The organism is Binatus sp. (SeqCode) (assembly GCF_049584895.1).
In the GTDB taxonomy this organism is placed as follows: Bacteria; Desulfobacterota; Binatia; order Binatales; family Binataceae; genus Binatus.
In genome coordinates, this window is sequence record NZ_JBAUYR010000033.1 from 55,075 (window position 1) to 75,959 (window position 20,885).

The following is a 20,885-nucleotide window of genomic DNA, read 5'->3' on the forward strand; positions in this document are numbered from 1 at the left end:
GTAATCGTGAGGCCACTGGAATCGAGTTGAGACCGCTACTCTGCTATATAAGAGCCAATCCTGATGTCGAAGCAGCCTTGGCCTACGATTGCGTCTGTTTTTGTCAGGATGTGCAGTATGCCAAACTGGACCACCAATTCGTGGCGCAGATGTATTTAGTGCCTGGAGGGGCGTGACGTAGATGCAGTATCGGGGGATTTTGAAATGGGTGCGGGCGTGTTCGCTGGTGGTGCTTGCGATGATCGCGATAGCTGCGATCGCTCCGGCGGCTCACGCGCAAAACACGGTCGGTACGATCACGCAACTGGCCGGAACCGCGAACATCCAGCGCGCCGGCGCGACCATCGCGGTAGCGCCGAACATGCCGGTCATGCTGCACGACAGAATCGCGACGGATGCCAACGCATCGTTGACGATTGGCTTGGTTGATAACAGCTCGCTGCAACTGGGCTCCTCGTCAACCCTGGTCATCGACGAGAGCGTCCTGGTGAACGGAGTCGGTGCGCCGAGCAAGGTCGGACTGCTGAACGGCGATCTTCACTCCCTGATCGTGGGCGCAATGAAAGGCAGCTCCACAACCTTCGAAGTGAACACCCCCAACGCGATCGGAGCTGTTCGCGGAACTGATTTTCAAATGCATACTGACACCAACGGCCGCCAGGGATACCCTGATTGCTTCCAGTTCACTGACCTGAGCGTCAACGACGGCACGGTGCAGTTCTGCAATACAGCTACTCCGCCCGAATGCAAGGACATCAAGGGCGGTCAACACTCGACGATGGCATGCGGAGGATTCGCCGGGGCGAGTGGCGCAGGCTTGGGCGGCGTGGTCGGTGCGACAGCGCTTGGAGTAGGCCTCGCAGCAGGTGCCGGCGTGGGCATCGCGGCTGGAGCCGGAGCGTTTGGCGGGTCGTCGTCACCATCGAAATAAAGTAAGCCATCGCGGATGCAGATCGCGCTTACGGTGCGCTGCCTGATACTGCCGCGGATGGCCTGACCGTTGCCGGGACAGACAGAGGTCGCCCTATCGGGCGCAAAGTCTGACTGCCAATCTCAGCCGCTAGTGAAATCTCGAGTTCGTAGTGGCCGGGTGAGTCCGGCGCAAGCGCCGACGCATCGAGATCCATCGAGCCTCCCGGAAAGACATCCAGGTGAAGCGCGCTCCGCGCTTCATCGTCTCCCACCACCTTCCCGTCACGCCTCCATTCCCATCTCAGACTAACCATTCCGCGTTCATCCGCTGAACGCCCCCCGAGCCACACGGCCCTGCCGGTATTGATGGCGCGGATGGAAATATGGACGCGCGCCCCCGGCGCGGCGTCATGTGGAGGCGTGTTGAGCAGCATCAATGCACCGTCGAGCAGGTCCGGAGAATTGCGGCTGGTCACGCGATGACCCAGCGCGATCCTGATCGCGTCGAAAGTCGATCGAAACGGATCGACGACCGGATTGTCGCCCCATAACCACAGGCGCTGGTCCGCGTCGTTGAGAGCCCACTGGTTCCATCCTCGATAGCTGATAAAAGCGCCGGACGCGTTCGCGGTTACCGACCATGCACCGAGCATCGCGAACACAACGGCAAGCGCGCGACGATTGCGAATCGAATCCGCGAGCGGAAACAGCGCAAACGCCATTATCGGTGTCAGGTCCGCGAGCAGGCGCGGGCCGAAAGACTCACCGCCCGATGTTTTATGCCATTTCGCGATCAGCAATATCGTCAAAATCGCGCCGACTCCCAGGTAGCGCAGCAGAATGTCGCCATTCTTTCGCCATGCGAGCACCAATCCGGCCAGTGACAGAATGAAAATCGGCGAATAGAAAAGCAGTCCGCGGCCGGGACTCAGCATCGCTACCGCCAATCCATTTGCGAACGAGGTCGTCCATAGTCCGCTTGGCGCGACGGTTTGGCTGCCTACTGCTGTCGGCTCGGTGAGAAATTGGATCCGCAGCGGCGATCCGAAGTAAATGGCGCTGTACCAGAGTTGAAACAGCAGCGGTGGGATCGCGGCCGTGATGAAAGTCCAGATCTCGCGGCGATAGTAGATCAGGACGTACAGTCCGAGCGGCGCCGCGATCAACGCATCGGCGGAGCGAGTAATCACCTCGAACGCGAGCGGCAGACCCGCATATCCTGCCCAGCGTGGATCGTCGCGGGCGCGGACCAGGCAATAGATCGCGGCTGCCAGAGCGAGTTGCGCGGGGCCATGCTGCCACAGCGCCTGGCTGCTTACGCTGAGACTGGTGGTTGCGAACGCATAGACGAAGGTCAGGAGCATCGCCATCCAGTTGGCGGTGACGCGCGCGGCGGCCAGATAGAGCAGCAGGGCGGAAAGCGCGACGATCGTCGCGGCCGAGACTTTTTCGAGCTCGGCGAAAACGCGGCTGCTCGGGCTCACGCCGCAAACCACCGACGGCACATAAAAGGGCAACGCCATCAGCGCGGCGCCGACCGGGTAGTCAGACACGTAATGCCCGCCGCTCTCGCGCAGATAATAGGGAATCTTTTTCTGGCCGGGAGTGACCAGTTGATCGAGGTAGAAGTTCCTGTGAAGCAGGATACTCAGCGGCAGATTTTTCGCGGGCACCGAATCGCCGCCGGAGATCGTCCGGCCATTGGCTAGAAACACGATCAGCGCGATCGAGAAAACCATAAATCCTGGATTCGACCTGAGCGCGCCTTCGATCGAGCCGTGTCGAAAGACCAATCGCAGCAGTGCGAATCCCAGCATCGCGACAATCGCGGGCCATAGCTTGTTGGCGTCGAACCTGACGCCGGCGAAATTTACCCCGTAGCCACCGGTCACGAGGATCGAGAGCAGGTAAATCGCGGCAATTGCACAAGCCGCGGTCGCAAGCGTTTGAAGAAGCCGAAAGTTCACGAGTGGCCGGATGCACACCGGTATATCACGCGCACCTCGGCCGCTTAAGGCGAACTGGCCGCTGGAAAAACGAATCAACGGGCGAGCGCGAATCCGAAATGGATTGCGCTCACACCGGCCGGAGCGCAACCGGTGATAAATTCTGTCGCGAGTCGGTGGTCGAGATTACTTCTTTGGCAACTTCGGCTCGCAAGGGGGTCCAACCATTCCCTTGCACCCCGGAGCAATGTCTTTGTCGTCGGAGTCAGACGGTGTGATCTGGCTTCGATTGCTCATCGCAGCTGGCTGAGTACCGGGCCGTGCGGTAGCGATCGCGTCGCGCGATGGTCCCGCCACCCAATCCACTGTGAGGCCTTTAGCATCTACATAGCTGACGGCAGTATCGCCCTTCAGATTGGCAGTGCCAGGGTCGAGCTTGATGTCATATTGGCCGGGACGAAGACCTGAGATTACATAGCGTCCTTGTTGATCGGTAGTTGCATCACCCGCTATGTGCCCGCTTTGATCGGCGGCACTAACTTTGGATCCGGCAACCGCCTGACCGCCCGCGTCCATAACAGTGCCGACGATGTCGGCAGCGATTGCGAACGACCCGGCACTTGCCACCAGTGCGCAAACACCCGCCAACACAATCGTAGTTTTATGCATTTCAGTTCCTCCGCTGATGGAACACGCGTCCGCGTCACGGTACCAATTCCGTGAACTTGTGGAATTACCTAATTGACACGCAGTACTCGCTGGAAAAAGATTTGATCGAGCAAGCGAACCCGGGAGAGATTGCCGATGAGCCTGATTATCGGATTGGATCACGTAAACCTTCTCATCGACGCCGGCGACGACGCGCTCTCGACGGCGCGCACATTTTACGCAGGATTGCTCGGACTCCAACCGCTGGAGCGTCCAGCCAACACCGATAGCGGCAACCCCGGCGTATGGTACCAATGCGGCGTACAGCAACTGCATCTGACCACCGAGAAGGACGCGTCGTCGGTCAATAAGAAATCGCGCCGTCATCCCGCGTTCCGCGTCGCCGATCTCGAAGCGCTTCGCAAGAAACTGGAATCCGCCGGCATCGAAATAATCGCGGGCAACCGATTTCCCGGCCAGGAGCGTTTCTTTGTGCGCGATCCCTGGGGCAACCGCCTCGAGTTCGTCGAAAGAACTGGCCGTTAGGTCACCCGCTCGAGTTCGTTTTTGGCTGCCGTTAATTTAGGCTTTCCGACTTCAAAATAGTGACGCTCTGATCTTCGACGAAGCCGGGACCACCACTGAGGTATCGAAAAACGCTATCAATCGCTTAGTCCGAGGTTCCACTCATCTCGCTCGCGCCGGACTTGAGCGATACTTTCTTCGACGGTCGAAGCCGATAATGGCTCGCCGCAATGAAAGACCCAGACGCCGAGTTCTTTCCGTAGATCCGCAGTGCCGCGGGACGGAAGTAAGGTGATCCGATCATCCATACTTTCTTCAGCTCCAATTGTCGCGGGGCAAGCCGCAGTTAATCCAACACCGGCATCGTCAGCCGATTTGCGACGGGAGGGCTCGTGCGCTATCCCAGGGTAACCGGCCCCCAATTCGTCGAACGCTCTGATCAGTACCCGCCTAAACCCGGCGATTCCATCGCGCCCGGCGACGCTACCGCCACCGGAGTAGCCTCTCCAAGCGGCGTGGACTGCGGGGCCGGCGTTCCGACCGGCGCGCCGAAGGGGGCCAGCGCCTCGTGCCCGTATTTCATCCCGGCGAGCGGACGTCCCGAAACGAGATTTGCGGTCGCAGGCGCAGGGCTGTCGACGATAGTTTCCGCCACACCTTCATGCTCGAATGGCCGGCGTACATCCAGCGGCGCCGGTTCGACCACATGGCCGACATTGACGTCATCGTTACCCACGCGAATCTTGCTGGCGAGAATGACGCCACGTTCGGCGCGGAGATCGTAAACTCCCGGCGGCAGGTCCGCCGTAAACGATCCGTCGGGCGTGGTCGGCGCGACAAAGATGTCGTTGGTCACGCGATTTTCGTAATGAAGCTGGCGCCGGTCGGCCGGACGTCCGTCGCGGTACGACATCAGCCCGCTGACGTTCGCCGCGCCCGCAATTCGCGTCCCCGATGCCAGACCCGCGACGACTGCAACCGAAAGAGCGACCGCCGCGAAACCGAAACGGCGTCCCGACCTGTTATTGGAAATGTTCTTCACGATGACTCCCTGGCATAGGTTTCGCGCCGGGTGAAATTGTAGCCGCTCTGGGCATTTCCATCAAAGCCCGAGCATCGCTTATGCTCTCCAAAAATCCAGACGAGGACGCGATGGAACGAATAACTCTTTTTCACAATCCTGGCTGAGGGAATTCGAAAGGCGCGCTCGAGATACTTCGGGCGCGCGGTGTCGAGTTCGACACCATCGAATACCTGAAAGATCACCCGACTCGCGAGCGGCTCGAGAAAATCATCGACATGCTCGAAGTCCCGGTCGCAGACCTGGTCCGCAAGGACAAGCGCTTCAAGGAGCTCGGCCTGAACGCCGCTGATTACGCCGACAAGAAGACGGTCGTCGCGATCCTGTTGAAGCATCCCGAGCTGATGCAGCGCCCAATCGTGATTCGCGGCAAGCGCGCAATCATCGCGCGTCCGCCGGAAAAGCTCGAAGCATTGCTCTGAAGGAAAAGTAGGACGGAATTTATTCCGTCGGTTTGTCCCTGTCTACGCGCTCTTCTTGACCTTGCCGGAGCGGATACATCGCGTGCAGACCAGGATTCGCCGCACGTTGCCGTTTATCTCGGCGCGCACTTCCTGCAGGTTGGGATTCCACCGCCGCTTGGTCTTGTTGTTCGCGTGACTGACGTTGTTGCCGACTGACGGCTGCTTCTTGCAGTATGCGCAATGTCTCATGAGTCTTCCGTTTGAACCTTGAAAATCCTGATGGAACGATCCTGCTAGGGTAGCCCGACCTGTGGCCGCGTGAAAGAGGGTGAAAACTTCGCCTTCAGCAACGCCTCGCCGACCGCTTCGCTCTCCAGCACCGCGCCCGCGTCGCATCCGCACTTGAGGCTCATCAGCCATGCGCTGCGTCCGAGCGCGACCGCGAAGCTGTCGAGCTGCTCCTTGAGGCCCTTGGGCGCGTCCTTGTCCTGGATCGTGAGATCCTTGGCGGCGACGATCACCTCGTTGGGGCTCGACCCGGTTTGCTCGGCGAACAGCTGCTTGATCATCGCAACGAATGCCTGATGGTCGAGTGTGGGCACGTCGCTGCGGATAACGCCGTCGTAAATCGAGTCGGGGCGACTGTTGGGCATCTCGGTCAGAATCCGCCGGATCGAATCGGCGCGCGAAGGTTCGGCCGACGGCGCCTTTTCGTAGTCCGCCAGGATGACACGCGCCTCGCCCGCGTTCCCGCCCGCCATCGCGCCAAGCGTCCGTCCCAGCAGCGCATTCGCCGCACTACGCCGCAACTGTCCCTGCGCCGCCGCGATCATCCGCTGCACGTCGGGATTGTTGATTCCCGCCGACTTGAACACCGCCATCGCATCCTCGCCGTCGCCGCGATCGAGCAGCGCCTTCGCCGTATCGAGCGGATTTAGCGGAGCTGTATCGCGAATCGACGCCGTCGCCAGATACAGCTTGGTCGCCGCGACCAACTTGGCCTCGACCCGCGTCTGCACCGCCTCGAACGCCTGCCACTGATCGCTCGAGATAAGCTTCTTGCCGGTCGCGCGTTCGGCAAAAGCCTGCGCCGGCAGCGACAGGAACGCGGTCAAGCCGCCGACCACCGGCTCGCTGTCGGTGAAGGTGAAGCGATGGCGATCTTCCTCCAGGGTCGAGAGATTCAGCGTCCAGATTTCGTAAGCGCCGGTAAATTTCGCCTCGTTCGAATCGTGCTGCGACTGAAACGATTCGGTCGGCAGGCTCACGACCATCACCGCGTCGAGCCGATCATCCGGGTCGCCCGCGACGAATCGCTTGACGCACGCATCGACGCCGCCCGGTGGCTGAATCGGCACTGCCTTCACGTTCGGCAGTTTGCCGACGATCTGGTCGATATCGGCCTCGGTCTGCGGCGAGATCGGTCCAATCACGCCGACCCCGATTTTGATCTGGTCCGCATACGCGCCCGCCGCCGCGGCCACAATGATTGCCGCGCCGAGCAGCATTACCGTAATTTTTCTCATCGCTTGTGCGGTACCGTGAAACAGCGAGTTCGCCGCGCCGAGAGCTTTTCAAAACCCGCCGCGATCTTCAAGCGGCGCAACATCTATCCCCCGATTTTGACGCCATGGCGGCGAGTTGCATGAGTATCCAGTCCGAAAGCTACAATGTCTAGCTGCTTATGTCCGACCACATCGTCCACATCTTGCCCGAACAAGTCGCCAGCCAGATTGCGGCGGGCGAAGTCGTCGAGCGTCCGGCGTCAGCCGTCAAAGAGTTGGTCGAGAACTCGCTCGATGCGGGCGCACGCTCGGTGAGCGTCGAGATTCTGGGCGGCGGATCGGCGTTGATCGCGGTCGCCGACGACGGCTCCGGCATGACCCGTGCCGACGCGATCCTGTCGCTGCGGCGTCATGCAACCTCGAAGATTCGCAGCGCCGCCGACCTGACTGCGATTCGCACGCTCGGATTTCGCGGCGAGGCGCTCGCCTCGATCGCCAGCGTGTCGCATCTGCGGATGCAAACGCGTCGTGCGGAGGACGAGCACGGGGTCGAGGTCGCGGCCGAAGCCGGCAACATCGAGGACACCCGCACGTGCGCGATGGCGGCAGGCACGCGAATCGAGGTCCGCGAACTTTTCTTCAACACTCCGGCGCGTCTCAAGTTCCTGAAGACGCTCGCGACCGAGCAGGGAGCTATTGCCGAGTCGTTCCAGCGCGTCGCGCTCGCCAATCATCATATAGCGTTCCGCCTATCCGCCGATGGGCGCGTCGTGTTCGATTTGCCACGCGCCAACTTGGTGCTCGAGCGATTCCGCCAGGTCTTCGGTCCGAAGATCGCGACAAAAATGCTGGCGTTCGATCTCGATCGTCCCGGAATCCGCGCGCAAGGTCTGGCCGCGTCGAGCCAGGAATCGTTCGCCACCGGCAGGATGATTTTCACATTCGTCAACGGCCGCTCGGTGCGCGATCGAATGCTGATTCGCGCAGTCGAGCAGTCTTACCAGACGCTGATTCCGCGCGGACGTCATCCGGCGACGCTGCTATTCGTCGATATGCGGCCCGAAGAGGTCGACGTCAACGTGCATCCGATGAAAACTGAGGTGCGGTTCCGCAACAGCGGCGCGGTTTTCGACGTCGTCTATCATGCGATTCGCGACCGGTTGGCGGATCAGACCGAAAGTGCGCCCGCGCCGGCGTCATCCACCGACGATGCCGCGATGGGACTGATCACAATGTCGTCGGCGATCGAGAACTCTCGCGCGGGAGACGCGGTTCCGAGTGCGCGCAGCGACGCGCCCCTGCGGCTGGTGCCTGACGCACCCAGCACGGTCGCGTATCAGCGTCCGCTCACGCTCGCATACGATCGCGACGCGCGGCCGGGTGTAACTCTCGCTCCGCCAATACCCACGGCGCCAATCCCGATGTACTCGAAGCTCCGCGTGATCGGACAAATCTTCGCCGGATATATCGCACTCGAGACTGAGGAAGGGTTGCTCCTGATCGATCAGCACGCGGCACACGAGCGCGTCACCTTCGAGAAGCTGCGCCGGGAACTGCGCGACGGTGGAATTCGCACGCAGGCGATGCTCGCGCCGGTGTCGGTCGAGCTGAACCCCGCGCGCGCGTCGCAAGTGCATGGCGCGATCAGCGAGCTGCGCGCGATGGGTTTCGACGTCGAACCATTCGGCCCAACCACGCTGCTGCTCAAGGGCGCGCCGGCCGTGTTCGGGCCTGAAGGCGGCGCGAAGCTGCTCGGCGATATGATTGAGAGCATGGGCGATGCGGGCTTTCGCGGCGGCGGCGAGGCCGCATTCGAGAACTGGCTGAAGCAGCTCGCGTGTCACGGCTCGGTGCGAGTCGGGCGGGTGCTCGAGCTCGCGGAAATCCATTCGCTGCTCGCCGACCTCGATCGCACCGAGTTCAAGACCAACTGCCCGCATGGACGTCCGGTACATATTCAGTTCGCCCGCGGCCAAATCGAGCGAATGTTTCGCCGATGAGTGCTTTGCCGGCAGCAGAAATCGCGGAGCGGACGCGTCCTAGGCGGATAGCGGTTGGCTCTATTGTCGGCCCGACCGGAGCGGGCAAATCCGCACTCGCGATGGCGGTGGCGGAGCGCGCGGGCTGCGAGATAGTCAACGCCGACTCGCGCCAGTTTTATCGCCGGATGGATCTAGGCACCGCGAAACCGTCGGCCGAGGATCGGGCGCGCGTGCCGCATCATCTTATAGACGTGCGCGATCCCGACGAGTCGCTCGATGTGGCCGAGTTCGCGCAGCTTGCGCGCGCGAGTATCGACGACATTGCGGCGCGCGGGCGAAATCCGCTGGTGGTCGGCGGTAGCGGACTCTATCTGCGTGTGATCCGCGGCGGAATCTTCAGCGGACCGGCTGCGTCGGCGGAAATTCGCAACCGGCTGGCGAAAGTCGCGGCGGATCAGGGCGTCGCGCATCTGCATCAGAAGCTGCGCGAGATCGATCCCGAGGCGGCTAATCGAATCGGCGTCAACGACCTGTACCGAATAGTGCGGGCGCTGGAAGTCTTCGAGCTGACCGGCGAAACAATTTCGGAGCATCAGCGGCGCCATCGCTTCGCCGACATCGGCTACGACACTTTGACAGTCGGGGTCGAAGTTGAACGCAAAAAACTCTACGAGGCTATCGACGCGCGCTTCGACGGGATGGTCGCGGCCGGACTCGTCGACGAAGTGCGCGCGCTGGTCGAGGCGGGATACTCGCCCGAGAAGCCTCCCCTCAGTACGATTGGATACAAGCAAATCGCGGCGTATCTGCGCGGCGAGCTGACGTTGGCCGACGCGATCGCTCTAGCCAAGCAGGAATCGCGGCGGCTGGCCAAGCGGCAACTCACTTGGTTTCGCCGCGAGCCGGAAATCGTATGGCTTGACCCGGAGCGCGGCGCTCAGGATGCTCTTGCGTTGTTCGAGAAATTTTTCAGGCGTAGATAAAAGTTGAAAGGCAATCACAACGGACATAAGGCGCGCGGCGGCAAGAATCGCGGCAACGGGATCGCGACGACCGAGGCGCAGCGCTCGGATCCGCGCAGCGCAATCGAACGCGTGCGCCTCGCACGGCATCCGAATCGCCCGCAGACGCTCGATTACATCGACTTGCTGATGCGCGATTTTATCGAGATACACGGCGACCGGCACTTTGCCGACGACGGCGCGATCGTGGCGGGCCTCGCCTATTTTGGCCATCGCGCGGTCGCAGTTGTGGGGCATCAGCGGGGCCGCTCGACCAGCGAAAGAATCAAGCGCAATTTCGGCAAGCCGCATCCCGAGGGCTATCGCAAGGCGACGCGCGTTTACGAATTGGCGGAACGGTTTGGCCTGCCGATAATCACACTGATCGACACGCAGGGAGCTGAGTCGGGCGTCGGCGCCGAGGAGCGCGGGCAGACCGAGGCGATCGCGCGCAACCTCGAGCTGATGGCGCGGCTCACCGTGCCGATCGTCACCTGCGTGATCGGCGAGGGCGGCTCCGGCGGCGCGATCGCGCTCGGGGTGGCGAACGTCGTGCTGATGCAGGAGAACTCGTGCTACTCGGTGATCACGCCGGAAGGATGCGCCGCGATTTTGTGGCGCGCCGGCGGCGAGGAGAACGTTGCCGCGGCGGCGTCGGCGCTGAAATTATCGGCGCCGGATTTGCTCGAGTTCGGATTAATCGACGAGATTGTGCCTGAGCCCGCCGGCGGAGCGCATACCGCGCCAGCCGAAGCGGCGCATCTGATTGGCGCGGCGCTCGCACGGCACCTGGAGCGCCTGGTCAAGTTGAAGCCGCAGGAGTTGCGCCGCGCGCGCGAACGAAAGTTTGCGGTGATGGGCTCGGGGTACCTCACACGCGGCCGCGTGGACGGCGATCGTTCAATCGACTAAATGCGAACGACGAACAACCTTTGTCAGGTCGCGTTGCGCGAGTTCGTAGACCAGTGCCAGCACGTCGCGCTCGATCTCGCGGGGCTGATCACGGCGTGCCGCACAGCGTTCCGTTGATGTCGCATTGAGGCTTGATGCTCCGATCGCGTTGCTGTTGATTCAGCGCGGAGATCGCCTTGTTGGTTTTGGCGCTGGGGTCGCATTGGCACAGTTGGCTGGCGCAGCAACTGCAATCCGCCGCGGTTTCGACTTTGACTATTTCGGAAATGTCGCATCCGGCAAGTCCCGAGCATGCCGTGCTTACCAGGTCGCGATCGTTGCATTCGTCGGTGCATAACGTGGCGTCGCAGGTGAAGCCGGCCTGCGCGCCTTTCGGTTGCAGGCAGGTGTGATACTCGTCGCAGACCTTGGCGCAATCGACGCCGCTGTCCGGCGGAATCATCGTGACGCCGGGGACATACAATGGGCATCCGATGCCGCCGGGCGCGTCGGGCAAGCATGCGGGAGGACTTGGCACAGCGGCGGGAACCGCGGCCTCGCGCTCGTCAGCGGAGGACATCATCTTATATGCGTCCGCAGACACGGCGGGTGTTGGCGCAGGCGTCGCAGGCGGAGCGTAAGCGGCCGACCATGTCAGCCCGTCGCCGAGCGTGCATGCCTGATCGTTCTGGCCGACCTGGTATGGACCGTCGAACACCGGGCATGAGCATTGGACGATGCCGGCCTGGGCGGTTTTGAAGCATGGCGCGGTCATGCATCCGGCGTAGGGCTGTTGCGCGCAATTGGTCAGGCCGAGTCCGTTTTCCGGGACGCAATCGAAGCTGAAGGTCGAGTAGACGCTCGACCCCGGCATCAGGTTTCCCGCATTCACGTTGGCGCAGACCGGTGCCGAGTTGAGCGTCGCGCAGAGGCTGCCGTCGGCGCCGCATTGCGCGATCGTTTTTTCATAGACCGCGTGATTGAGAATCGCATTGATATCCACGAAGTACACGCCGTACGGAATGTCGAAGCATTGACAGTTGGCATACTTGCCGTCGGCGGTGAGCGTGCACGACAGATCCTCAGCGCCCGAGCTCGGTCCCGAGTAATAGCAGAGCGCGAAGGGTCCGCCGCGGCACGGCACGAAGTTGCTCGACGCCAGCGTGATATCGGCGTAGGCAGGGCCGAAGGTGGTCGTCCAGTTTGTGGGATTGCTCCAGAACGCGTGAGAGTTGGGGACGAAGTGCACGATGCCGGATGTTGTCGTCGCAGGCGTCGACGATCTGCCGCCGTTGCAGGCCGCCAGCAGGAGCATCGCTAGTATAATCAGGCGCGTTGAACGATTGCGTTTCACGATCGAAATGTCCCAGAGGTTACAAATTCAGGTTGGCGCTGATAGCAGTCAGTTTGCAAGCGTTAACTATAAGTTTATCCACAAAGACTGGCTGTTCTCTCCTTCCGCGATGGTTCCCCTCCTTCGAGGGAAAATCACGGATTAGGTTGCAGTTGCAGCTTAATGTTAGAAAGTATGCGCGCAGCGTTCACGAGGAGAACGATTATGAAACAGATAATCTACGCGATGCAGTTCAAGGGAAAGGCCGGCCCGGGTCCGGCGGCGAATGTGATGAAGGCGTCGACCAGCGCGTCGAGTTCGACCATCGCCAGCGTGGTCATTTCACAGGGCGTGCAGGGCAAGATCGAGCCTGCGGCGGGCGGCAAGGCCGAGTTCGAATCGGAGGTGACGCTCACGGGAGAGACCTCATTTCTCGAGAAGGGCAGTATCCGATTCGGCGACGGCAATCGTTTGCAGTTCAGCTCGATCGAGCGTGGCTATCTCGGCGATAGCGCGGACCCGAAGCTGAAATCTGGCGCCGTCATGTGGCGTGTCGATGGAGGCGACGGGCAGTTCGCCGGCGCCACTGGATATATCACCTCGAATTTCACGCTCAGCGATGCGGGCGACGTGACCGACAATCAGTTCGGCGTGATTTTCGTGAAGTGAGGCTTCTGGCAACGCGTTGAAAAGGGGTCGTTGATCGGGTAGCCATTCTTGTTCGATGTCATCACGGGCAGCAAGGAAGTCCCTGCCAGAGCCTCCCTCGATCGAGACTCTGCGGGCGCGGATGGATGAGATTAATCTCAAAATTCTGCGGCTCATCTCGGCGCGCGCGAGCGTGGCGACCGAGATTGGACGGCTCAAGCATCTCGAGGGAGGCAACGTTTACCAGCCGGTCCGCGAGCGCGCGATTATCGAAAAGATGATCGCCGAGAATCCGGGGCCGCTCACCGACGATCAGGTCAAGCGGATTTACGTCGAGATAATTTCGGCGTGCCGCGCGCTCGAGCACGAGCCGCGGGTCGCCTTCCTCGGCCCCGAGCATACCTACTCGCATGAGGCCGCCACGATGCGCTTCGGCTCGAGCGTTGCGCTGATGCCGCTGGAGTCGTTCGCGGCGGTCTTCCAGGCAATCGAGAACGGCCGCGCGGATTTCGGCGTGGTGCCGGTCGAGAACTCGACTGAGGGTTCCGTCACGCTGACGCTCGATCTGCTTATCGACACGTCGCTCGTGATTGTCGGTGAAGTGCTGCTGCCGATTCGGCATTCGATAATGTCGCTCAGCGGCGTTGCGGGCGAAGTCAGCAGAATCGTGTCGCATCAGCAGAGCCTTGCGCAGTGTCGCGGCTATATCACCACGAATTTTCCGAAATGCGAGACTGAAGCGGTCGCGTCCAATGCGCTGGCTGCCCAGCGCGCGGCCGCGGACGGGTCGATAGCGGCGATCGCGTCGAAGGCGGCGGGCGAGGCGTACGGCCTCAAAACCATCGCGTCGAACGTGCAGGACGTCGCAGCCAACACCACCCGATTCCTGGTGATGGGAACGCGGCCGATCGAAAAATCGGGCAAGGACAAGACCACGCTGCTGTTCGCGGTGGCGGACCGGGTCGGCACGCTCAACCAGGCGTTGAACCTGTTCGCCCGCAATGCGATCAATATTTCGAAGATTGAATCGCGGCCGCTGCGCGCACGGCCGTGGGAATACCTGTTCTTTGTCGACGTCATGGGCCATCGCGAGGACCCCAAGCTCGCCCGCGCCCTCAAGTCTTTGTCGACCAAGGCCCTATTCTTGAAGGTCCTGGGATCATATCCTGAAGGAAGGTCGGCCGCTGCCTGAGCCGGGCAGCCAAGCACCATTCAGTGGCCGTTCACCTGTTTTGATCAAAGCACAAGATCTCGTACTCTCATCCGTCGCCGCGCTTGCTCCCTACGAACCGGGCAAGCCGATCGAGGAGTTGCAACGCGAGCTCGGCGTCGTCGAGCCGGTCAAGCTAGCGTCGAACGAGAATCCTCTCGGCCCGTCGCCGCTCGCGCTCGAGGCAATCAAGGCGGCCTTGCCCGAGCTGAATCGTTATCCCGACGGCGCGAGCTACGAGCTGCGGGCGAAGATAGCGGCGCATCATAAGATCGGCATCGAGCGGGTTTTCGCGGCCTCGGGCTCGGTCGAGGTGCTCAACCTGCTCGCGTTCCTCTATCTGCGGCCGGGACTCAACTCGGTCTACTCGGAGCATTCGTTCGCGATTTATCCGTTGGCGACCGCGGCGGCTGGCGGCGATCATCGCGTGGCAAAAACCAGCGATGGATTCTCGCACGACCTCGACGCGATGGCGGCTGCGATTGACGCGAACACTCGAATTGTCTTCCTCGCCAATCCGAACAATCCGACCGGGACGATTTACCGGCGCGCCGAGTGGAAGCGATTCCTCGAGCGCGTGCCGGACCACGTTGTGATCGCCGCCGACGAGGCGTACTTCGAATTCGTGCGCGACTCGGACTATCCCGACTCGATGGAAGATCACGACGACCGCCGCCTGATAATCACGCTCAGGACGTTTTCGAAAATTTTCGGGCTGGCCGGCATTCGCGTCGGCTACGCGGTCGCGCGGCCCGATATGATCCAGATGCTGGATAAGGTACGGCAGCCGTTCAACGTGACCTCGCTGGCGCAAGTGGCTGCGATCGCAGGGATGGACGATCGCGCGCATATCGCGCGGACCCTGCAGGTAAACGCCGAGGGGATGACTTACCTCGAGGGCGAGTTCGCGCGGCTCGAGCTGCCGTTCGTCCCGAGTCATGCGAATTTTTTTCTGGTCGACGTCGGCGACGGCCGCGCGGTTTACGACAAGCTGTTGCGCAAGGGCGTGATCGTGCGCCCGATGCATGGGTACGGCTATCCGCGGCACGTGCGAATCAGCGTCGGGCTGCCCGAAGAAAATCGGCGGCTGGTCGCGGCGCTCGGCGAGGCAATAGGCGCGCAATCGTGAAGAACCGAAATGCAGAAACGATGGCGCAGGCATTGATCATCGCGATGTTCATCGTCGGTATCATGTCGTGGTCCTCGGTGCCCGCGCAGATTCCAATCCACTGGGACATCTCGGGGCAGGTCGATGCTTACGGGTCGAAATTCACCGGATTGTTGCTGCTGCCGATAATCGCGCTGGCAGGGTACACGCTGATCGGGCTCACCGCAGTTTTCTCGCCCGCACAATTCCAGGGACGCGCGATGAATGCGCTGTCCTGGTTCAGGCTCGCGTACGTGCTGATAATGGCGGGCGTGTTCGGCGTGATCGTGGCCGACGTGCGCGGCGCGAATATCAACATGAACTACGTTATCTTCCCGCTGCTCGCGCTTATGATGATCGCGATCGTCAACCTGCTGAGACATACGAATCGGAACAAATCGGCCAAGACGGCGCCGCCCGGCGGCGGAGTCCAGGTCTGATGGCGCAACTATTTCGACAAATGACGGTGTGCGGAGTGGGCCTGATAGGCGGCTCGCTCGCCTTGATCGCGCGGCGCGCGGGTGTCGTTGGCAAAGTTGTTGGCCTTGGACGCTCGCAGGCGAACCTTGACGTAGCCGTCGATCGCGGCATGATCGACATAGCGACCCGAGACCCGGTCGAAGCGGCGCGCGGTGCGGACCTTATAGTGCTGGCCGTGCCGATTCAGACGATGCGTGCGACCCTGGAAAAAATGATCGAACACACTGCGCCGCACGCAGTCGTGACCGACGTCGGCAGCGTGAAGCAGTACGTCGTTCGCGAGCTGGAGCCTCTGATCACCGGCAAAAGATCGCTGGTCGCCGCGCATCCGGTCGCGGGCAAGGAGACTACCGGCGCGGCTGCCGCCGACCCAGCTCTGTTCCGGGATCGGCGCGTGATTATCACGCCGTCGGCCAAGAGCACGCCCGAGGCGATCAACAAGATCGAGCAACTATGGGACGAGACCGGCGCCTGCGTCGAGATGATGGACGCCGCAACGCATGACGCGATCCTCGCGCGCTCGAGTCATCTGCCTCAGGCGGTGTCGAGCGTGCTGGCCGCGGCTCTTGATACTGAAAAAATCGGCGACAAGCTCGCGGCGGAGTATGGCGCGGGCGGGCTTCGTGATACGACGCGGCTGGCGGCGTCGTCGTGGGAGATGTGGCGCGACATCTTCGTGACGAATCGCGAGGCGATCGTCGCCGCATTGAAACTCTACGGTGGAACCTTCGCCGAATTTCAGCGCGCGGTCGAAACCGGCGACATAGTCGGCGTCGAGAAAATTTTTAATCGCGGCCGCGAGATGCGGGAAAAACTCAGATGATCCGTTTTTGTGTCATCCTGACGACCCGAGCAACGCGAGGGGAGGAAATGGCTTCTGGCCGCCGGACAGCTTCGCGCAAGCGAAGCCGGTTCCGGTTCCGAGTCGCCGCATGAGTCGTAAGCAGCCCATCATCGCGATTGACGGCCCGGTCGGCGCGGGGAAATCCGTGGCGGCGCGCGAGCTCGCCCGTGCTCTCGGGTTTTCGTACCTGAACACGGGCGCGATGTATCGCGCGGTGGCGATCGCGGCACGCGAGGCGGGTCTGAGCCCCGACGATCCAAACATCGAGGAGAAGCTAGCCTCGATTCTCAAGGGGATTAAGATAAAGTTCGACGGCGAGAAAATATTGCTCAACGGCCGCGACGTGACCGCGATGAAGGACGATCCGGAAATCGGCGAGCTCGCGTCGCGGTTCTCGGCGATTGGCTCGGTCCGCGTGCGGATGCGTGAGTTGCAGCGCGCGGCGGGCGTCGGTGGCGGAGTAGTCATGGAAGGACGCGACATAGGCACGGCGATTTTTCCTGACGCCGAGTTCAAGTTCTTTCTCGACGCCGACGTGAAGACGCGCGCGCATCGCAGGTATGAAGAGCTCAAGAAGAAAGGCGCGTCGATCACGGAGGATGAAGTGCTCAATCAGTTAGTTGAGCGCGACCGTCGTGACAGCGGGCGTGAACTCGCCCCGCTCAAGCGCGCTGACGATGCGACCGTGATAGATTCAACCAATCTTTCGATCGACGCAGTGGTTGCGGCGATGAAAGCGAAGATCAATGATCGAAACAACGCCGGCAAGGACTTGAAACGAGCCTAGCCCGGTTGTAAGGATCGCAGCAGCCCGAAGTCCCGGAATCCCGGAAGGTCCCCCTAAATGGAGAAAGCGTTGCCAGAGCAAATGAGCGGAGGAGAAAATGACTTTGAGTCGTTGATGGAAGAGAGTTTGAAGGCTCCTCGTCCCGGCGACGTGCTGGTTGGAAGGGTGCTTCTAATCACGCGCGACAGCGTCATCATCGACATCAACTACAAGTGCGAAGGACAGGTCCCCCTCCCCGAGTTCCTTGACCACGAGGGACATCCCACGGTCAAGGAAGGCGACGAGGTCGACGTCTACTTCGAAGGCACCGAGACCGACAACGGTACGGTGATGCTTTCGCACGCGAAGGCCGAGAAGTTTAAAGTCTGGCGCGAACTCGACAAGGCGTTCCAGGCTGAGACTCCGGTCGAAGGCGTGGTGCTTGGCAAAGTCAAAGGCGGGCTCAAAGTCGATATCGGAGTGCCGGCGTTCCTGCCGGGATCGCATGTCGATATTCGTCCGGCGCGCAATCTCGACCGGTACGTGGGACAGCGCGGACGCTTCCAAATTCTGAAGTTCAACCGTGCGCGTGGCAACGTGGTGGTCTCGCGGCGAAGCGTGCTCGAGCGCGAGCGCTCGTCGCTCAAGGAACAGACGCTCAAGGTGCTTGAAGAGGGCGTCATCCTCGAAGGCACCGTCAAGAATATTACCGACTACGGCGCGTTCATCGATCTCGGCGGCATCGACGGCCTGCTGCATATCACCGATATGGCGTGGGGCAGATTGCAGCATCCGTCGGAAGTGCTGAAGGTCGGCGACAAAGTTAAAGTTGTCGTGCTCAAGTACGACGCCGAACGCGAGCGCGTTTCGCTCGGAATGAAACAGATCATGCCCGACCCGTGGACCAAGGTGGCCGAAGGTTATCCGCCGGGGACGCGAATCAAGGGCAAGGTCGTCAGCGTGACCGACTACGGCGCATTCGTGGAAATCGAAAAAGGCGTCGAGGGTTTGATCCACGTCTCCGAGATGAGCTGGAGCAAGCGCGCGGTGCATCCGTCGAAGGTCGTCAATCCGGGCGACATGGTCGAGGTGCAGGTGCTCGGGGTTGACGAGGCGAATCGCCGAATCTCGCTCGGACTCAAGCAGACCGAAGCGAATCCGTGGGAAGAGCTCGGGCTCAAGCATCCGATCGGAAGCCAGGTGAAGGGCAAGGTCAAGTCGATCACCGATTTCGGCGTGTTCGTCGAGATCGAGCCGGGCATCGACGGCCTCGTGCACATTTCGGATTTGTCGTGGACCAAGAAAATTCGGCATCCGAGCGAAGTGGTCAAGAAGGGCGACGAGCTCGAAGCGACCGTGCTCGGAATCGACGTCGAGAACGAGCGGGTCAGCCTGGGCGTCAAGCAGCTCACCGCCGATCCGTGGAATACGGTGGCCGAGCGCTATCCGTTGAACACGCGCATTCACGGCAAGGTCAGCTCGGTGGCGGACTTCGGCGTGTTCGTCGAAATCGAGGAAGGAATCGAAGGCCTGATCCATATCTCGCAGCTCAGCAACGAGCGCGTGGACAAACCGTCGTCGCTGTACAAGGTCGATGACGAGCTGGACGCGCTGGTGGTGCAACTGGATCCGAAGGAGCGCCGAATCGGGCTGTCGATCAAGGCGGTCAAGCAGCACGAAGAGCGCGAGGAGATGCAGGCCTACCTGAAGCGCGAGCATGAAGCGGCGCGATTCTCGATGGAAGACATCTTGAAGGAAGAGCTCAAGCTCGATCGTGACGACGGCGAGCGGCGCGCGGCACGCGGCGGCAAAACCAGCTAGACGGGGAGCATGGTCCGCTATCAGCGCGGCGCGGATCTGCGTCAAGATCGATGACCAAGCGGGAAATCATCGAAGAACTACTTGCGCGCCGGCAGAAGTTTACGCATCGCGAGTCTGAGACGATCGTGAATGCGATGTTCGACGCGATGGCCACCTCCCTGACCCGCGGCGAGCGGATCGAAATCCGCGGGTTCGGCAGCTTCGCGGTGAAGAAGCGTCGCGCGCGGCAGGGACGCAATCCCAAGACCGGGCAACTGGTCAGTGTCGATGCCAAGAAGATTCCGTTCTTTCGTGCGGGCAAGGAACTCCGAATCGAAGTAAATGGCGCCGAAGAAGCGGGTCGTTAACCGGCGCGACGATGCGGACGTCCCCGCCGAAGGGCTTCGGCTGTGGGCGCCGTGGCGATACGCGTACCTGCGCAGCCTGCTCTCCGACCCCAAGGCGTGCATCTTCTGTTTTGGCAAGCTCACCGACGCCGAACGCCGCGAACGCCTGGTCCTGTTCGATAACCGCGACGTTCTCGTCATGCTCAACAAGTACCCGTACAGTAACGGGCACATCATGGTCGCGCCGCGCAGCCATGTCGCGTCATTGGAGCTGCTGACCCGAGCGGATCGCTCGGTGCTCATCGACGCGGTCGCGGCGTCGATAAAATTGATGCGTGAGAATATGCATCCGCAGGCGTTCAACGTCGGCGCCAACCTGGGCAGCGTGGCCGGCGCGGGATTCGCCGAGCACATGCATTGGCATATCGTGCCGCGCTGGACCGGCGACAACAATTTCATGTCGGTACTTGCCTCGACGCGCGTGCTGTCACAAAGTTTGGAAGACAGCTACGAGCAATTGCGGCCGATTTTCAAAAACCTCGGCGCTGAACTATCCTAAGATCGATTAGCTGCGGGATTCGCAATGAATGAAAAACTGTTGAAGATCCGGACGCTGGGCGAACTCAAGAGCGCGGGCTACCAGACGATGCCGGTGCGGATGGAGATGCGCAAAAATTTGCTCGAGCGGCTGCGCAGCAAAGAGCAAATCCTGCCAGGAATCGTTGGCTACGAGGAGACGGTCATTCCGGAGATCGAGAACGGCGTGCTCGCCGGTCATCACATGATCTTTCTCGGTGAACGCGGACAGGCCAAGTCGCGTATCATCCGATCGCTGGTCGGACTGTTGGACGAACACGTACCGGTGGTAGCGGGATGCGAAATCAATGACGATCCGTTTGCGCCGATATGCCGCCGATGCGTGAAGCTGAAAGAAGAAAAAGGCGATGCGCTCGAGATTGCCTGGATCGGGCGCGACGCGCGCTACGCGGAAAAGCTCGCGACCCCCGACGTTTCGGTGGCTGACCTGATCGGCGAAATCGATCCGATCAAGGTGGCCGAGGGACGGTACCTGGCCGACGAGGAAACGATCCACTACGGACTGATCCCGCGGACCAATCGCGGCATCTTCGCAATCAACGAGCTGCCTGACCTCACTGAGAAAGTGCAGGTTGGACTGTTCAACCTGATGGAAGAGAAGGACGTCCAGATCAAGGGCTACAAGATTCGGCTGCCGGTCGATGTGGTGTTCGTGGCGAGCGCGAATCCGGAGGACTACACCTCGCGCGGACGGATCATCACGCCGCTGAAGGATCGCTTCGACATCCAGATTCGCACGCACTATCCGAAGACGATCGAGCACGAGATTGCGATCATGGAGCAGGAAGCGGCGCATCCGACGCGATCCGGCGTGGACG

Annotated in this window: 22 protein-coding genes; 16 read left to right on the plus strand and 6 right to left on the minus strand. The window is 61.3% G+C overall.

Going from position 1 to position 20,885, the window contains the following annotated elements:
- Window positions 1-181 precede the first annotated feature (181 nt).
- Window positions 182-931 (plus strand): FecR family protein, encoded by a 750-nt coding sequence (locus WB650_RS06065; RefSeq protein WP_422300768.1) that lies wholly within the window; start codon window positions 182-184, stop codon window positions 929-931.
- A gap of 28 nt (window positions 932-959) precedes the next feature.
- On the opposite strand, the gene WB650_RS06070 is transcribed toward WB650_RS06065, so the two are convergent.
- On the minus strand, window positions 960-2,879 hold the full coding sequence (locus WB650_RS06070) for a hypothetical protein (RefSeq protein WP_423959812.1): 1,920 nt from the start codon (window positions 2,877-2,879) through the stop codon (window positions 960-962).
- A gap of 165 nt (window positions 2,880-3,044) precedes the next feature.
- Window positions 3,045-3,527, minus strand: coding sequence for a carboxypeptidase-like regulatory domain-containing protein (locus WB650_RS06075; protein WP_422305281.1), 483 nt, complete (start codon window positions 3,525-3,527; stop codon window positions 3,045-3,047).
- Between the two features lie 135 nt (window positions 3,528-3,662).
- Here WB650_RS06075 and WB650_RS06080 point away from each other — a divergent pair, with 135 nt between their 5' ends.
- Window positions 3,663-4,052 carry a VOC family protein gene (locus WB650_RS06080; protein ID WP_423959813.1) on the plus strand — a complete coding sequence of 130 codons (390 nt, stop codon included), beginning with the start codon at window positions 3,663-3,665 and terminating at the stop codon, window positions 4,050-4,052.
- Window positions 4,053-4,470: 418 nt separating this feature from the next.
- On the opposite strand, the gene WB650_RS06085 is transcribed toward WB650_RS06080, so the two are convergent.
- On the minus strand, window positions 4,471-5,073 hold the full coding sequence (locus WB650_RS06085; RefSeq protein ID WP_422305277.1) for a hypothetical protein: 603 nt from the start codon (window positions 5,071-5,073) through the stop codon (window positions 4,471-4,473).
- A gap of 257 nt (window positions 5,074-5,330) precedes the next feature.
- On the opposite strand from WB650_RS06085, the gene WB650_RS06090 reads away from it, so the two are divergent.
- Window positions 5,331-5,534, plus strand: a complete 204-nt coding sequence (locus tag WB650_RS06090; protein WP_422305274.1) for an ArsC/Spx/MgsR family protein — start codon at window positions 5,331-5,333, stop codon at window positions 5,532-5,534.
- A gap of 42 nt (window positions 5,535-5,576) precedes the next feature.
- Here WB650_RS06090 and rpmB read toward each other — a convergent pair whose 3' ends face one another.
- Together rpmB and WB650_RS06100 are read right to left on the minus strand one after the other, a co-directional pair.
- Window positions 5,577-5,765, minus strand: coding sequence for a 50S ribosomal protein L28 (rpmB, locus tag WB650_RS06095; protein WP_324093914.1), 189 nt, complete (start codon window positions 5,763-5,765; stop codon window positions 5,577-5,579).
- A gap of 44 nt (window positions 5,766-5,809) precedes the next feature.
- Complete coding sequence (locus WB650_RS06100) at window positions 5,810-7,042, minus strand: hypothetical protein (RefSeq protein WP_423959816.1); 1,233 nt, start codon at window positions 7,040-7,042, stop codon at window positions 5,810-5,812.
- A gap of 158 nt (window positions 7,043-7,200) precedes the next feature.
- Between WB650_RS06100 and mutL the strand changes: the two genes are divergently transcribed.
- Genes mutL through WB650_RS06115 form a run of 3 tightly spaced genes read left to right on the plus strand, consistent with a single transcriptional unit; the run spans window position 7,201 to window position 10,916 of the window.
- Window positions 7,201-9,021, plus strand: coding sequence for a DNA mismatch repair endonuclease MutL (mutL, locus tag WB650_RS06105; RefSeq protein WP_423959818.1), 1,821 nt, complete (start codon window positions 7,201-7,203; stop codon window positions 9,019-9,021).
- Window positions 9,018-9,986, plus strand: coding sequence for a tRNA (adenosine(37)-N6)-dimethylallyltransferase MiaA (miaA, locus tag WB650_RS06110; RefSeq protein ID WP_423959820.1), 969 nt, complete (start codon window positions 9,018-9,020; stop codon window positions 9,984-9,986). The genes mutL and miaA overlap by 4 nt, the downstream gene beginning before the upstream one ends.
- 3 nt (window positions 9,987-9,989) lie before the next feature.
- Window positions 9,990-10,916 (plus strand): acetyl-CoA carboxylase carboxyltransferase subunit alpha, encoded by a 927-nt coding sequence (locus WB650_RS06115; RefSeq protein WP_422304298.1) that lies wholly within the window; start codon window positions 9,990-9,992, stop codon window positions 10,914-10,916.
- An 88-nt stretch (window positions 10,917-11,004) separates the two neighbouring features.
- On the opposite strand, the gene WB650_RS06120 is transcribed toward WB650_RS06115, so the two are convergent.
- Window positions 11,005-12,249 carry a hypothetical protein gene (locus tag WB650_RS06120; protein ID WP_422304297.1) on the minus strand — a complete coding sequence of 415 codons (1,245 nt, stop codon included), beginning with the start codon at window positions 12,247-12,249 and terminating at the stop codon, window positions 11,005-11,007.
- Window positions 12,250-12,453: 204 nt separating this feature from the next.
- On the opposite strand from WB650_RS06120, the gene WB650_RS06125 reads away from it, so the two are divergent.
- The 10 genes from WB650_RS06125 to WB650_RS06170 all read left to right on the plus strand — a co-directional run.
- Window positions 12,454-12,897: a hypothetical protein gene (locus tag WB650_RS06125; RefSeq protein WP_423959822.1), complete on the plus strand. Its 444-nt coding sequence runs from the start codon at window positions 12,454-12,456 to the stop codon at window positions 12,895-12,897.
- Between the two features lie 121 nt (window positions 12,898-13,018).
- Window positions 13,019-14,068, plus strand: a complete 1,050-nt coding sequence (pheA, locus tag WB650_RS06130) for a prephenate dehydratase (RefSeq protein ID WP_423959823.1) — start codon at window positions 13,019-13,021, stop codon at window positions 14,066-14,068.
- A gap of 40 nt (window positions 14,069-14,108) precedes the next feature.
- Entirely contained in the window at window positions 14,109-15,215 is a 1,107-nt protein-coding gene (gene hisC, locus WB650_RS06135) for a histidinol-phosphate transaminase (RefSeq protein ID WP_422304012.1), read from the plus strand.
- A complete protein-coding gene (locus tag WB650_RS06140; RefSeq protein ID WP_423959826.1) occupies window positions 15,212-15,673 on the plus strand; it encodes a DUF1648 domain-containing protein in 462 nt (153 codons plus the stop codon). Before hisC ends, WB650_RS06140 begins: the two co-directional genes overlap by 4 nt.
- Window positions 15,673-16,536, plus strand: coding sequence for a prephenate dehydrogenase (locus WB650_RS06145; protein WP_423959828.1), 864 nt, complete (start codon window positions 15,673-15,675; stop codon window positions 16,534-16,536). The genes WB650_RS06140 and WB650_RS06145 overlap by 1 nt, the downstream gene beginning before the upstream one ends.
- A 109-nt stretch (window positions 16,537-16,645) precedes the next feature.
- Complete coding sequence (gene cmk / locus WB650_RS06150) at window positions 16,646-17,344, plus strand: (d)CMP kinase (RefSeq protein ID WP_422304199.1); 699 nt, start codon at window positions 16,646-16,648, stop codon at window positions 17,342-17,344.
- Between the two features lie 57 nt (window positions 17,345-17,401).
- Window positions 17,402-19,144, plus strand: a complete 1,743-nt coding sequence (locus tag WB650_RS06155; RefSeq protein WP_423959829.1) for a 30S ribosomal protein S1 — start codon at window positions 17,402-17,404, stop codon at window positions 19,142-19,144.
- Between the two features lie 50 nt (window positions 19,145-19,194).
- On the plus strand, window positions 19,195-19,491 hold the full coding sequence (locus tag WB650_RS06160; RefSeq protein WP_422303453.1) for an integration host factor subunit beta: 297 nt from the start codon (window positions 19,195-19,197) through the stop codon (window positions 19,489-19,491).
- Window positions 19,466-20,029 carry an HIT family protein gene (locus tag WB650_RS06165; protein ID WP_422303452.1) on the plus strand — a complete coding sequence of 188 codons (564 nt, stop codon included), beginning with the start codon at window positions 19,466-19,468 and terminating at the stop codon, window positions 20,027-20,029. The genes WB650_RS06160 and WB650_RS06165 overlap by 26 nt, the downstream gene beginning before the upstream one ends.
- 24 nt (window positions 20,030-20,053) lie before the next feature.
- Window positions 20,054-20,885 (plus strand): sigma 54-interacting transcriptional regulator (locus tag WB650_RS06170; RefSeq protein WP_423959831.1); only part of this gene is annotated, 832 nt, incomplete at its 3' end.